The following is a 12,295-nucleotide window of genomic DNA, read 5'->3' on the forward strand; positions in this document are numbered from 1 at the left end:
CGCCCCCCCGATGGGTGAGCTGAACTGAGAACGTTGAGAAGCAACTGCCTCCCAAACGCTTGGACAAGCTCGCCACGGCCTGGGCGATCTTTCAGGGGTTACTGCTGGAAGCCGTTCCGTTTCTGCTGCTCGGCGTTGCCATCGCAGGGCTGGCCCGATGGGCCGTGCCACCGGGTGCCTGGATCGAACGGCTCCCCAAGAACCCAGTGCTGGCACCGATCATCGGGTCCCTGATGGGTTTTGCCCTTCCGGCCTGCGAATGCGGCAACGTCCCCGTCGCTCGCCGTCTGCTGGCCAGCGGTGCACCGATGGGCACGGCGTTCGGCTTTCTGTTTGCAGCTCCGGTGCTGAATCCCATCGTGCTGGCCAGCACCTGGGCCGCGTTTCCCGATCAGCCCTGGCTGCTGGTGGCCCGGCCATTGGGGGCCTTTCTGCTGGCGATCCTGCTGAGTTTGTTGCTGGTGCAACTGCCCGAGACGCAGCTGCTGGCCACTGCGCTTCTGGAGGAACGCCGCATGAGCCAGCCCCTCAGCAACCTGGGGCTGCTGCAGCGCAGCAGTGGTGTGATCGGCGGATCACCCAGCCCCCCCCGATCCATGAACGGCAGGCGCCTCAAGGCCTGGCAGGTGCTGGATCAGAGCTGCCGCGAATTTCTCGATCTACTGGCTCTGCTAGTGCTGGGGTGCGTGATTGCGGCCCTGGTACAGACCTGGCTGCCGCGCAGTTGGCTGTTGGCCGTGGGGGGCGCGCCGACGGCATCAATCCTGGCCTTGATGCTGCTGGCGGTGGTGGTGTCGGTCTGCTCCAGCGTGGATGCCTTTCTTGCCCTGGGCTTTGCCGCTCAGATCACCCCAGGAGCCCTGCTGGCCTTCCTGTTGCTGGGCCCCGTTGTGGACCTCAAACTCGCGGGCCTGTTCACCGTGCTGATGCGGCCAAGGGCGATCCTGATCACGGCGATCGGTGCCAGTCTTGGCGTGCTGCTGATCGGTCAGTGGATCAACCTATGGCTGCTGTGAGGGGCCGGTTGTGCTGAAGCGCGGAACCCTGCTGCTGCTCTGGGGCCTGACGCTGTTGTGGAGCTTCCACAGCGGACGCCTCGATCTGCTGCTTCGCGGTGTCTTCCATGGCCTGGTGGGGGTCACCGGCCTGGTCTTGCTGATGCTGGGCCTGGCCCTTCTGCTGAAAAAAGAGAAGCAAAACGAACGCTGGCGCTGGCCCTGGCTGCTCAGCGGCGTGATCGCTGCGCTGGTGCTGGTCCTTCCGCCGAGCCCCTCCTTCAGCGATCTGGCCAGCAACCGCCCCCAGGGCCTGCCCGATCCACCGGAGTTGGCCTTTGTTCTGCCCCCCGAACAACGCAGCCTCACGGAATGGGTGCGCTTGCTGCGCAGCCAACCCGATCCCGACCTTGTGGCAGGTAATCCTGTTCGCATCAGCGGTTTTGTCTGGAGGCAGCCCCAGGGCCCACCGCTGATCGCCCGGCTCACGGTGCGCTGTTGCCTGGCCGACGCCACACCCGCTGGCCTAGCCGTGGAGTGGCCGGAGTCTTTCAGCCCCAAAACCAACCAGTGGTTGGCCATCCAGGGAACGATGAGCGTGCAAACCCGGAACGAACGGCTCATACCCGTCGTGATTCCCCAAAACATCACGCCGATTGCCAGACCCGAACGGCCCTTGGAACCATGACGCGCCGGCCCTTGCTGCTGATGCTGATGGCCTGCGCCGCTGTTCTGGCGCAGCAACAGCTGCTGTTGCGACAGCCCCCGCGGCTGCTGCGCCTGGTGCCCCAGCAGGTGCAAAGCGGCATAGCGGCACTGGATCTGCAGTTCAGTCGCCCGATGAATCGGCCCCAGGTCAGCGAAGCCAGCAGAATCTCTCCAGCTGTGCCCCATCAGTGGCTGGGGGAGACGACAGCACTGCGGATGGTGATCGATACGGATGTCGTGCTTACGGCTCCGCTCGAGCTATCGATCGCAGGAGACGACCAACGCGGGCTGCCATTAGGGGAACAGCAATGGTGGTGGGACCCGAGACCCTGGCTGATAGCAACACGGCCTGTCCAGGGAGGTGAGCAGGTTCAACTGCAGACGCGATCGGGAGAGTGGATGCCGATCAGTCGGGTCTGGCCTGCCATCCCCAGCGTCGTCCCCCTGGGGAATGGTCGGGGTATCGCCCTGGTGGGACGTGATCAGAACGGCACCGAACAGGTGTGGTGGGACCAACTGGCACCCCGCAGCACCGCCAACCGTCTGGCAGCCTTAGGGCCACCATTACTGAGCCGCACGAAAGCCCTATTAGAAGGGGAGGTGCTCTTCGCACATCTCAGCAGCAATCTCAATGGTGATCTACTGGTGCAGAGCGGTGGGTTCCAGCCGGGCAGTGACCAAGCCCTTTTGCTGCAGGCCGATGGCAAACGCAAGGCTCTGGCACTGAAACCCTCCGGGCCGATGCAGTTGCTGCCGGCGGGAGGGGGCGTGGTGATGCCCATCAGAAACGGCCTGAGCCTCCGCCCCTTGCAAGCAACCGAGCAAAAGCCCCAGATGCTGCCGGGGAGTCGGGAGCTGGGGGCCTTCTGCGGTGCCTCAGGACGGGCCGTGTTGATCCGGCACTGGCCGGATTACAGGCGCTCGATTGAGCTGGTGGTTCCAGGGCAAGCGCCGAAGCAAATGCACCTCGGTGATCAGGCGGTGCTGGGGGTGGCCTGCGATAACCGCGGCAAACGGATCTGGGCTGTGCTGGGGCGTTGGGAGCAGCAACAGAGCAATCACGAACTGGTGCTGATCAACGACGAGGGAGAGGTGACAAAACGCAGGGCCCTGGAGCTATGGACGCTCAAGGCGGGCAGCCCCATCCAATGGAACCCGGTGACGAATCAATTGCTGATGACGCTGACGCGAGCGAAGCAAACCCATGCCCGTGCCGGACTGATCGATGGCGACAGCTTGAAGCTCATCAAGGTGATAAACACACCTATCGGCGAAGCCCAGTGGCTCAATGCAGGATGAGCAACAGTTTCAACCTCTTCAAAAAATGAACAACAAAAAACCTCGCCAATAAATTGGCGAGGCATAACTCAATAGCTTTGAATTACAGCTTGTATGCAATACCGGTTCCAACATGATGTTGATAACCGCGACCCCAACCTTCAGTCTTGTCCCAAGAATAAACTACTTTCCAATGTGCAAAAAATTCAACGTCATCATTGACTGGTTGAGAGATCATTATCTCGCCCGCGAAGTCAGTACGGGAATCAAGATCGCTGGCATAGCTTCCAGGGGTGTAATAACGAGGACCAGCTTCGACCTGGAAAGATGTCTCTCCATAATTAAAACCAACTCCGAGGCGAGGATCAGTGTAATTTCCAATGAAAACTCCATCCACACCCCAACCTTGGCGGTGATCAACTGATACGTATGCGCCATCGATCAGATCAGAAACAGAATCTCCCAGGCCGAAGTCGACGTCACCATCACCAAAAGCATATTTGACCTTTGCGCCCAGCTCATTCTTAATACCCTTAGACTCAAATTTTTCCCACTCATTCTCATCAGCATGGAATTCGAGTTCGTCACTTGTGACTAAATATGGGCTCCAATAAGCCTGTATGTTAAGTCTATCTGAGTGCTTGTAATTAGCCTCCAAATAAGCCTTGAAATCAACTCTTGAGCGAGTTGGATGAGCTTCATGCTCATGCTCTTCCTCACTATGATCTTCAATGTGGATTTCACCGTAGAAGTGCTCTGCTCCGCCTCTAACCAAAGCAGGTCCCACAAAAGCACTTAGAGAAAACTGCTTATTATTACCAAGACCCCAAGCAAATTCGCCACCAATTAAAAAGTCAGCGGCATAGTGCTTTTCTGGAATTTCAAGATTATCGTCTAATCCAGCATGACCCTCTACGGTCAAAAGGGGAGTGAAATCAAATTCACCAGCCTCCAATTCTGCACCGCCTCCATGTGAACCATGTGCATGGGCTGGAGCCATGGAAGCAAAAGGACTCAAAAATAGAGCCAAGAGAAGAAGACGAGAACGGAACATGGATTAGGAAGAGTGGAAGAAGAAGTTGAGCAGAGATTTGGTCAACGAATAGAAGACCATTCAGCATTTATAGTGTTAGCACCTGTGACATCACAGGTGCCTCCCTGACCATTAACAATCGTGCAAGCATTGATGGTCGCAGTTGAAACAGCATTACGACCTGCAGCAATACCTTCTCCGTAGAGCGGAGTTTTCGAAATAGGCAAACCAGTTCTCTTACTGATGCGCTTTAGCGTTTTATTCGGGTATGCAGTAGGAGAAAAGATTGTTTTTGCGCCAGAAGACTTCACCTCCTCAGTAATTTTTTTGAGACTGGAGGGTCGCAAAACTCCACCTGTTGTGTGGCTGTCCAACATCGCAATCTCAACAAGCCCAAAGCGCTCGGCGAGATGGCTGTACGTCTTGTGGTCGGTGACCATAACTCTCTGGGCCGGCGGCAAAGAACCAAACTGCTTTGCTTGCCATGCCTGAAGGGCCTTGAATACAGCTACAGCCTTAGCTGTTCGTTGGTGCAAAGCCGAACGATCACTGTCCCCCAAAAGAGGTGCCAGAGAATTGGAAATAACACGAATCATTCCAGCAGAATTGACTGGATCATGCCAAACGTGGGGGTCGCTGCCGCGATACGACGGCAGAGCAATTTCACCCGCAGCCACAACCATTCCTGGTGAATTGAGTTTTGTGGCAGAAGGCGTAAGCCCAAAACCGATATGGAAAATGAGATCGCTCTTGGCGATCACTGCACGATCACTAGGCTTTAAGCGATAGGAGTGTGGATCACCACCCGGAGGGATCAGACAAGTCACCGAGGCGGCATCTGCAGCCAAAGTCTTAGTGAGATCGCACAGCGTGCCGTCGACGGCAACAACAACAGGCTGACCCGCATGGGCCGGAACAACGGAAGCGCCAATAGCCAGGGCAAAACAGACCCCTACTGATTGAGCCAAGGAAGGACGCATGGGCGACCTTGTGAGAATGATTATCATTCTGTCGATCGCATGACGCATTGCCACCATGGGGTGTGCAAAACAACAAGAGGCCCAAGCCAGGCCGCCAAGAGGCTGATGAACGAATCGCTGTCTGTGCTGAGCACAACCGAACTGAGCTTCAGCTACGGGGAGCGCAACACCGTCGACCGAGTCAACCTGCAACTTCAAGCGGGAACTCTGACAGCACTGGTTGGTCCCAACGGAGCCGGCAAGTCGACGCTGTTGCACCTGCTGGAGGGGCGACTGAAACCCAGCCAGGGAACGGTCAACTCCAATAAGCCAATTGGCCTAATGCCCCAGCGGGCCGCCATTGACTGGTCGTTTCCGATCACCGCCCGCGACATGGTGCGGCTGGGGGCGCCCAGAAAGGGCAAGACCACAGCAGCGGACCACTGCGATCAGTTGCTGGAGCGGGTCGGCATGGGAGCCATGGGATCCCAACGCCTCAACCAGCTCTCCGGCGGCCAGCAACAACGCGTCCTGCTAGCCAGAGCGTTGATGCAGCAGACCGAGATCCTGCTGCTGGACGAACCCTGCAGCGCCATTGATCCACCAACACGCGAGCACCTGCTCAAGGTGATGCGGGAGCAGGCGGAAGCCGGCCAGACGCTGCTGGTGAGCAGCCACGATTGGGGCAGTGCTCTCGACAGCTACGACCAGGTGGTGGTGATGGACGGCCAGATCCTGGCCAACGGATCACCCGACACGGTCCGAGAAAAACTGAGCGATCTGACTTGCATGATGGGGAGTTCCTGCTGTGGCTGAGCCCGACATCTGGTGGCTTCTGCCACTCACGATCTCGCTGTTGATCGGAGCCATCTGCCCGGCCACGGGAGCGTTGCTGATCACCCAACGCCGGGTGTTGCTGGCCAACCTGATGGCCCATTCCGTTCTGCCCGGCTTGGTGATCGCCCTGGCCATCGGCATCGAGCCGAGCATCGGCGGCCTGATCAGTGGACTGCTGGGCGCCCTGGTAGCTGAACGCCTGAACCGGCGCTTCAAGGGCAGGGAAGAGGGCGCCATGAACACCGTGCTGGCCGGCTTCACGGCCCTGGGCGTGCTGTTGGTTCCGCTGCTGGATGCCCGAGTGGACCTGGAAACGATTCTGTTCGGAGACCTGCTTGCCGCCAACACAACAGATCTGCTGCGAACAGCTTTTGCAGCCGGAGCTTTATTAGCGATGTTGGTGTGGGGCTACCGCGACCTGGTGTTCGTTGGCATCGACCCTGAGGGAGCAGCCATCGCCAAACGACCGGTGCTCTTGATCCGGCTGATCTGCAGCCTGATCACCGCCCTGGTGGTGATCAGCGCCATCACTGCCGTGGGCGTGATTCTGGTGATTGGCCTACTGTGCGCTCCGGTGATGATGCACGTGGAGCGCAGCCGAAGCCTGAAGGAACTCATGCTGCGCAGCGCGAGCACGGGGCTGCTTCTATGTGGTGGCGGAATGATGCTGGCGATTGCTGTTGACCTGCCACCGGGCCCACTGATCGGAACGCTGTGCTTGGCACTTCTATTCACCTACAGGGTCAACACTGCAGAGCAACAGTGATAAGGAAGCCTTCTTTATGGCTTTTGATTCAGGAACATCCGATCAAGGCGGCGACGCATTCTCCGCATCAATGTGCGTTCCTGCTCCAGGCGGAAGGTGCGCCGAAAGGCCAGGAACAACACAGTCAGCGTTGAGGCCATCCCCACGCTGAACAGGGCGATCAAGCTTGCATCGCTCATGGCTCCATCCAACCCGCTACTGCACAACGGCGAACCAACCACCAGCCAGGGCTGCAATCAAGCCACAGGCGAGGGCTTGAAGCACAAATTGGCCTGAATCTTTCTTCTCCCAACGATCAATGGCCTTCGATGCCGTCACAAACGGTTCTTTGTTCCTGATCAACTTATCGATGTACCGCTCGATGAACTGATCATCGAGTTCAAGCCGCCGCAGCTTGGAACGAATCTGGTTGAGCTCAAACTGATTCATGGCTCAAAACCCCTAACTTTCCTGCCTATTCATCATTGGAGGGCTATTCCTCAAAACCTCACATATTGAATGATCCAGAATTTTAGCGAGACGGTTATCTCAACGCGACCCTTCCGGAGAAGAAAGCCAAATGCATCTGTCTGAATTAATCCTAAGCCGATCAATGAACAGCACGTAGAACAAACTATCTAAAAGCCTTTGGCACGTCTTTGCCCCTTCGGTTGCATCACCTCAATTGTTGTTGGCCGTGTCTTGCTGGAATACCAAACGCGTTGTGCATCGTCGTAGCTCTCGACATCCTTGAACGACCCATCACACAACCAGACGCGGTAATGGTGACGGTCATAGGGGTCGGAACTGGTTTCGGTGAACTGTTTCATGCAACTCAATAACGATCGTGTCGAGCCAGGTCTGTTGGTCAATCAGAGCCAAGCCTGGTGAATGCTGCGCGGCGAGGATCTCGATACCGCTCCGCCACATGTTTGCCCCATAAGCCTTCCCAGTAGAAGAAAATCACGCCATGACCACGTTGGCGGGCCAGGCGGACTTTTTGTTCCAGAACGGCCATCGAGTTGGTGCGTTTGCCAAATCCCGCCAACACACCAATCTGCGAAGGGATGCCCCAGCTGCGGGCTTTGCGCAGCGCCGGCTGATCCAGGTCTTTGGCGAATCCACGAACCGAATAGGCATAGTTCTGCACCACCAACTCTTCAATCAGCCCGCCCATAGCCCAGAGCTCCCAGTCCTGCAGCCAGAGGTTGTAGGCCGAACGAAAGGGACCTGGAGACAGGCTGATTCGGGTGGAAAGGCGCTCCTGCTTGAGACGTTGCCGCAACTCACGCAAGAGAGAGGTGAGTTGATTGCGCCGCCATTTCATCCACTGCCGATTGCTGTGATCCCGAGGAGGTGCCAGTCCCGTCTCCTGCCGATACAACGCCACGGTGGTGGGGTCATAACCGAACTGAACCGGCCAGGCGAAGTGATCATCGAGTTGCAGGCCATCCATCGGACAGCGCTTCAGGGTTTCCACCACCAATCCAATGAAGCGGGCACGAACCTCCGGATGGACAGGATTGAGCCAAGCCATCCGATGGTTGCCATGCATCGCCATCCAACGCTGGCCATTGGCTTTGGCCAACACCCAGCTGGGGTTGTTGCGCACAACGGATGAATCGGCCGGCTCCATCAGGCCGTACTCAAACCAGGGCATCACCTTGATGCCACGGCGCCGACCTTCCGCTGCCAGGGTGCAGATGGGATCAAGACCGACCCCAGCCTTCTGCAGCGGCGGCTCCACTGGAGCGAAGCGGCTGCGATGAAACGTGGTGCCTCGGCTCCAGACGTTCGGCACCACACGATTGAAGCCCGCATCCTGCAGCTGTTGCATCGCAGCGCTGATGCGCGTGCGGTCGTAATAGAGCTTGCTGGGGCTATTGGTCAGCCACACCCCCATCGTGCTGCGGTTTCGGAGCAACCGGTCCAATCGGGACTCAGCCATCAGAGGTGCGGGAAGCCCCGCCATCAGGCTGGCCAGAGCAACACCAAACAGAGGCTTCGACCGCTGAGCCAACGCCGTTGAAGCACCGGGCCTCAAGGATGGCGCGGATCAACCGTGATCAAGCCGAACCAAGCCCGCTCGTTCAACAGTCCATGGGCCCGCGGCCAACGATCAGCGGAACATCGAGCTCACAGAGCTCTCTTCATGGATGCGCCAGATCGCTTCCCCAAGCATGTTGGCCACGGAGAGCACCTTCAGCTGAGGGAAGACCCGGTCCTGCGGGATCGGGATGCTGTTGGTCACCACCACCTGCTCAAACAAACCCTCAACGGACAGGCGTTCGCTGGCGGGGGGAGAGAAGACGGCGTGGGTGGCGCAGGCCAGCACCCGCTTGGCCCCTTGCTCCCGCAGCAAGCGTGCACCGGCGCAGATCGTGCCGCCGGTGTCGATCATGTCGTCGATCAGGATCGCTGTCCGCCCCTCCACATCACCAATCACCGTGAGGCTTTCGGCCATGTTGTGGCCGGTGCGGCGCTTGTCGATGATTGCCAGCGGGGCATCGTTCATCTGCTTGGCGAAAGCCCGGGCCCGGGCCACGCCCCCAACGTCAGGAGACACCACCACAACATCTCCCAGATCCTGGGTGGAGAGGTAGTCCACCAGCACGGGAGAACCGTAGATGTGATCGCAGGGAATATCGAAATAGCCCTGAATCTGGGCAGAGTGCAGGTCCATTGCCAGCACGCGGTCAACTCCCGACTTCACCAACAGGTTGGCCGTGAGCTTGGCGGTGATCGATTCACGACCAGCGGTCTTGCGGTCGGCACGGGCGTAGCCGTAGTAGGGCACCACAGCGGTGATCTGCCGTGCAGAAGCCCGTCTGCAGGCATCCACCATGATCAGCAGCTCCATCAGGTGATCGTTCACCGGTGCGCAGGTGGGCTGGATCAGGAACACGTCGCAGCCACGGATGGACTCCTGTATCTGCACGTAGAGCTCACCGTCGGCAAAACGCTTGCAGACGCGGGGACCATCAGGCACCCCGAGATACGCGGAAATCTCCTTGGCCAGAGCAGGGTTCGAGGTGCCGCTGAACAGGCGCAGACGGCGACTGTCCGGGGTCATCTGCTCCTGTTCGGCACGGGCTGCTGTCAGGAAACTTGTCACGGCGCCCGCGGAACGAATTCTGCTGTAATCCGATGGTAGAGGTGAGCAGTGCCCCCATGTCCACAGGTTTCCCACTGTTGGTGGGTGCGGGCCCCCTGCCTGAACTCAAAATGCGTCAGGCCTGTGAAGCCCTGGCACGGGCTTGCCGATGCCCTCTCACCACGGTGGCCAGTGGTGCATCACCGGCTGAGGTTCTGCAGACCAACCCGGCGGCAACAGGGCTGGTGCGGCTCAGCGGCGACGCAGCCCGGCCGACCCCGCAGGGTGATGCCAGCTGGCTGCAGGCCCTGGCCGACTGGCGTCAGCCGGTGCTCCTGCTGACAACTGCTAAACAGGACGGTTCAATCTCTGGCGCAGCCGCGGCCTACGCCGCTCTCTGCCGGGAACTGCAGGTGCCCCTGCTGGGCCTGGTGCAGCTCCAGGGCCCCTGGAACGGCCCAGCGCGACGCCGGGACGGCCTCAGCTGGCTGGGCTGGATCCCCGATGAACAGCATCCGAAACAGAGCGAATACGTCGACGCCCTCGCCCTGAGGCTGCAACTCCGCAGCCCCGCTTAACGCTGGGGCCAAAGGGGAAGGCTGGCGCCGGCGTCGATCTGGCGCAAGGTCTGTTCACCGGCCCGCTCGGCCAGGGGCAGCCGGCTGATCCGTGCGGGTTCAGGGCTGGCGATGATCGCCGCGGCCAGGCTCAGCTGCTCCGAACGACTGAGGTTGGTCTCCACCTCAGTGTTCAGTTGGCTCACCAAACCAGGGATCACTTCGATTCCACTGGGAGCCTTGACCTGTTCGATCAGACCCTCAACAAGGATGTTTTGGCGCTGGCGACGCTGGGAGACAGCCTTGGAATCGGGCAGATGGCGCACCAGCTGTTCCGCCTGAGCACCGTTGAGACGCTGTCGTCCGGCCTGGAGCATGACGGTGTAGTCCTGCGTCTTGTCCTGGCGTTTATAGGAGTCGCTCAACACCACCTCCACCTCGCCCAGACCATCCACCAGGCGGCGTAGGGCCGCACGGGGCATCACCACATAGCGCTTGGGATCACCCTGCTGAAGACCAACAATGTCGCGGATTGCATCGCCGAGAAGACTGACGCCACCCCGTCGCCACAACTGAGCCAAGGGGCCCGGATTCTCTTCGCCAGGGAGCTGAACTCCGAGCTCCGTGGGGATCTGGAGCACCTGAAGCGGCTCCTGGGCGGCAATGCGAAGCAACAGCAGTGCATCGGCATTGGAGGGCCCCTTGGGCGCGGCCTGATTGGAGGCGGCACCCAGCCGATCCGCATCAACACCGATCACCAACACCGTCACCGGGACCTCCGGGAAGGGGGCCAGAGTTTCAGGTTGATCCGCACTCAGCGGAGCGCCCGCGGCAACGCGATCGGGTTTTGGCCAGAGGGTCGCCATCAACCACCCGGTCACACCAATCCCCAGCACGGCAGCACCGACACACAGCGCACCGCGAACTCGGGATGGCGACAACCAGTTCATTTCGCTGGACGAGCCGCAATGGCGCTTAGTTTCGCCCAGATCTCCAGTTCCTAGCCTGGGCCCCGTGAAGCCGTCATCGATGTCCCTCCGCCACGACTACCGCAGCCGACCACCCGAACAGGTGCGCGTGGTGGTGTTCGGAGCCACGGGCTACATCGGCCGCTTTGTGGTGAAGGAACTGGTGGACCGGGGCTACCAGGTGATCGCCTTCGCCCGCGAGCGCAGCGGCATCGGTGGTCGTCAGAGCAGGGACGAGGTGATCGCGGATTTCCCGGGAGCTGAGGTGCGCTTCGGGGATGTCACCGATCCAGCCTCAATCGCCGCCGAGGCCTTCGATCAACCCACGGATGTGGTGGTGAGTTGTCTGGCGTCCCGCACCGGCGGCCGCAAGGATTCCTGGGCGATTGACCACGCAGCCACCCTCAACACGTATGAGCAGGGACGGGCGGCCGGGGTGGCCCACTACGTGCTGCTCTCGGCCATCTGTGTGCAGAAGCCGCTGCTGGAATTTCAGAAGGCGAAGCTGGCCTTCGAAGCCGTGTTGCAGGCGGATGGGGAGATGAGCCACTCCATCGTTCGCCCCACCGCCTTTTTCAAAAGCCTGGGCGGACAGGTGGAAAGCTGCCGCAAGGGCGGCCCCTACGTGATGTTCGGAGGCGGAACCCTGGCCAGCTGCAAGCCGATCAGCGAAGCCGATCTGGCCCGGTTCATGGCGGACTGCATCCATGACGAGTCCAAACGCAACCAGGTGCTGCCGATTGGGGGGCCGGGTCCCGCGCTGAGCGCCCGGGAGCAGGGAGAGATGCTCTTCCGCGCTCTGAACAAACCCGAACGGATGCTATCGGTGCCGATTGCCCTGATGGATGCACCGATCGCCGTGCTGGACGCCCTGGCTCGCGTGTTCCCAGGCATCAACGACACGGCGGAATTTGGTCGGATCGGCCGCTACTACGCCAGCGAATCGATGCTCGTCTGGGATGAGCAGAAGCAGTGCTACGACGCGGATGCCACGCCGTCCTATGGAACCGACACGCTGGAGCAGTTCTTTGAGCGCGTGGCCCGGGAAGGCATGGCCGGGCAGGACCTGGGGGATGCGGCGCTGTTCTGAAGCCGCCATCCTTGGGTGACCAAGGCCCCCC

The 12,295-nt window shown here is 59.8% G+C and carries 15 protein-coding genes; 7 read left to right on the plus strand and 8 right to left on the minus strand.

What is annotated here, in order from left to right; all coding sequences use genetic code 11:
- Positions 1-59 precede the first annotated feature (59 nt).
- From DXY33_RS04640 to DXY33_RS04650, 3 genes are read left to right on the plus strand one after another with little or no spacing between them, the layout of a single operon-like run.
- Positions 60-1,016 carry a permease gene (locus DXY33_RS04640; protein ID WP_115131949.1) on the plus strand — a complete coding sequence of 319 codons (957 nt, stop codon included), beginning with the start codon at positions 60-62 and terminating at the stop codon, positions 1,014-1,016.
- Between the two features lie 13 nt (positions 1,017-1,029).
- On the plus strand, positions 1,030-1,683 hold the full coding sequence (locus tag DXY33_RS04645) for a TIGR03943 family protein (RefSeq protein ID WP_115132225.1): 654 nt from the start codon (positions 1,030-1,032) through the stop codon (positions 1,681-1,683).
- On the plus strand, positions 1,680-3,002 hold the full coding sequence (locus DXY33_RS04650; protein WP_115131950.1) for a hypothetical protein: 1,323 nt from the start codon (positions 1,680-1,682) through the stop codon (positions 3,000-3,002). Before DXY33_RS04645 ends, DXY33_RS04650 begins: the two co-directional genes overlap by 4 nt.
- An 82-nt stretch (positions 3,003-3,084) precedes the next feature.
- On the opposite strand, the gene DXY33_RS04655 is transcribed toward DXY33_RS04650, so the two are convergent.
- Together DXY33_RS04655 and DXY33_RS04660 are read right to left on the minus strand one after the other, a co-directional pair.
- On the minus strand, positions 3,085-4,035 hold the full coding sequence (locus DXY33_RS04655) for a hypothetical protein (protein ID WP_115131951.1): 951 nt from the start codon (positions 4,033-4,035) through the stop codon (positions 3,085-3,087).
- A gap of 41 nt (positions 4,036-4,076) precedes the next feature.
- The gene (locus DXY33_RS04660; RefSeq protein ID WP_115132226.1) at positions 4,077-4,994 is read right to left on the minus strand and encodes a metal ABC transporter substrate-binding protein; all 918 of its coding nucleotides are present in this window, start codon (positions 4,992-4,994) and stop codon (positions 4,077-4,079) included.
- A 105-nt stretch (positions 4,995-5,099) separates the two neighbouring features.
- Between DXY33_RS04660 and DXY33_RS04665 the strand changes: the two genes are divergently transcribed.
- Positions 5,100-5,789: a metal ABC transporter ATP-binding protein gene (locus DXY33_RS04665; protein ID WP_115131952.1), complete on the plus strand. Its 690-nt coding sequence runs from the start codon at positions 5,100-5,102 to the stop codon at positions 5,787-5,789.
- Entirely contained in the window at positions 5,782-6,576 is a 795-nt protein-coding gene (locus tag DXY33_RS04670; protein WP_115131953.1) for a metal ABC transporter permease, read from the plus strand. The genes DXY33_RS04665 and DXY33_RS04670 overlap by 8 nt, the downstream gene beginning before the upstream one ends.
- A gap of 14 nt (positions 6,577-6,590) precedes the next feature.
- Here DXY33_RS04670 and DXY33_RS12225 read toward each other — a convergent pair whose 3' ends face one another.
- The 5 genes from DXY33_RS12225 to DXY33_RS04690 all read right to left on the minus strand — a co-directional run bounded on the left by DXY33_RS12225 (position 6,591) and on the right by DXY33_RS04690 (position 9,670).
- Complete coding sequence (locus tag DXY33_RS12225) at positions 6,591-6,755, minus strand: hypothetical protein (protein WP_170950947.1); 165 nt, start codon at positions 6,753-6,755, stop codon at positions 6,591-6,593.
- Between the two features lie 16 nt (positions 6,756-6,771).
- Complete coding sequence (locus DXY33_RS04675) at positions 6,772-7,005, minus strand: hypothetical protein (protein ID WP_115131954.1); 234 nt, start codon at positions 7,003-7,005, stop codon at positions 6,772-6,774.
- Positions 7,006-7,193: 188 nt separating this feature from the next.
- Positions 7,194-7,385, minus strand: coding sequence for a hypothetical protein (locus tag DXY33_RS04680; RefSeq protein ID WP_115131955.1), 192 nt, complete (start codon positions 7,383-7,385; stop codon positions 7,194-7,196).
- 38 nt (positions 7,386-7,423) lie between these two features.
- Positions 7,424-8,527 carry a glycoside hydrolase family 10 protein gene (locus DXY33_RS04685; RefSeq protein ID WP_371634657.1) on the minus strand — a complete coding sequence of 368 codons (1,104 nt, stop codon included), beginning with the start codon at positions 8,525-8,527 and terminating at the stop codon, positions 7,424-7,426.
- A gap of 147 nt (positions 8,528-8,674) precedes the next feature.
- Positions 8,675-9,670: a ribose-phosphate pyrophosphokinase gene (locus DXY33_RS04690; RefSeq protein WP_115131957.1), complete on the minus strand. Its 996-nt coding sequence runs from the start codon at positions 9,668-9,670 to the stop codon at positions 8,675-8,677.
- Between the two features lie 56 nt (positions 9,671-9,726).
- Here DXY33_RS04690 and DXY33_RS04695 point away from each other — a divergent pair, with 56 nt between their 5' ends.
- Positions 9,727-10,227, plus strand: coding sequence for a hypothetical protein (locus tag DXY33_RS04695; RefSeq protein WP_115131958.1), 501 nt, complete (start codon positions 9,727-9,729; stop codon positions 10,225-10,227).
- Here DXY33_RS04695 and DXY33_RS04700 read toward each other — a convergent pair.
- A complete protein-coding gene (locus tag DXY33_RS04700) occupies positions 10,224-11,156 on the minus strand; it encodes an LCP family protein (protein ID WP_115131959.1) in 933 nt (310 codons plus the stop codon). The two genes, DXY33_RS04695 and DXY33_RS04700, sit on opposite strands and share 4 nt — an antisense overlap.
- A gap of 79 nt (positions 11,157-11,235) precedes the next feature.
- Here DXY33_RS04700 and DXY33_RS04705 point away from each other — a divergent pair, with 79 nt between their 5' ends.
- The gene (locus DXY33_RS04705; protein ID WP_115131960.1) at positions 11,236-12,264 is read left to right on the plus strand and encodes an NAD(P)-dependent oxidoreductase; all 1,029 of its coding nucleotides are present in this window, start codon (positions 11,236-11,238) and stop codon (positions 12,262-12,264) included.
- Positions 12,265-12,295 lie beyond the last annotated feature (31 nt).

Source organism: Synechococcus sp. N26 (assembly GCF_900473975.1).
Lineage (GTDB): Bacteria > Cyanobacteriota > Cyanobacteriia > PCC-6307 > Cyanobiaceae > Parasynechococcus.

What these genes read in the sequence shown, in the direction of transcription:
- DXY33_RS04660 (WP_115132226.1), bottom strand. Translation starts at nt 4,994, where the DNA reads ATGCGTCCTTCCTTGGCTCAATCAGTAGGGGTCTGTTTTGCCCTGGCT.
- DXY33_RS04695 (WP_115131958.1), top strand. Translation starts at nt 9,727, where the DNA reads ATGTCCACAGGTTTCCCACTGTTGGTGGGTGCGGGCCCCCTGCCTGAA.
- DXY33_RS04650 (WP_115131950.1), top strand. Translation starts at nt 1,680, where the DNA reads ATGACGCGCCGGCCCTTGCTGCTGATGCTGATGGCCTGCGCCGCTGTT.
- DXY33_RS04705 (WP_115131960.1), top strand. Translation starts at nt 11,236, where the DNA reads ATGTCCCTCCGCCACGACTACCGCAGCCGACCACCCGAACAGGTGCGC.
- DXY33_RS04655 (WP_115131951.1), bottom strand. Translation starts at nt 4,035, where the DNA reads ATGTTCCGTTCTCGTCTTCTTCTCTTGGCTCTATTTTTGAGTCCTTTT.
- DXY33_RS04680 (WP_115131955.1), bottom strand. Translation starts at nt 7,385, where the DNA reads ATGAAACAGTTCACCGAAACCAGTTCCGACCCCTATGACCGTCACCAT.
- DXY33_RS04675 (WP_115131954.1), bottom strand. Translation starts at nt 7,005, where the DNA reads ATGAATCAGTTTGAGCTCAACCAGATTCGTTCCAAGCTGCGGCGGCTT.
- DXY33_RS04685 (WP_371634657.1), bottom strand. Translation starts at nt 8,527, where the DNA reads ATGGCGGGGCTTCCCGCACCTCTGATGGCTGAGTCCCGATTGGACCGG.
- DXY33_RS04700 (WP_115131959.1), bottom strand. Translation starts at nt 11,156, where the DNA reads ATGAACTGGTTGTCGCCATCCCGAGTTCGCGGTGCGCTGTGTGTCGGT.
- DXY33_RS12225 (WP_170950947.1), bottom strand. Translation starts at nt 6,755, where the DNA reads ATGAGCGATGCAAGCTTGATCGCCCTGTTCAGCGTGGGGATGGCCTCA.
- DXY33_RS04665 (WP_115131952.1), top strand. Translation starts at nt 5,100, where the DNA reads ATGAACGAATCGCTGTCTGTGCTGAGCACAACCGAACTGAGCTTCAGC.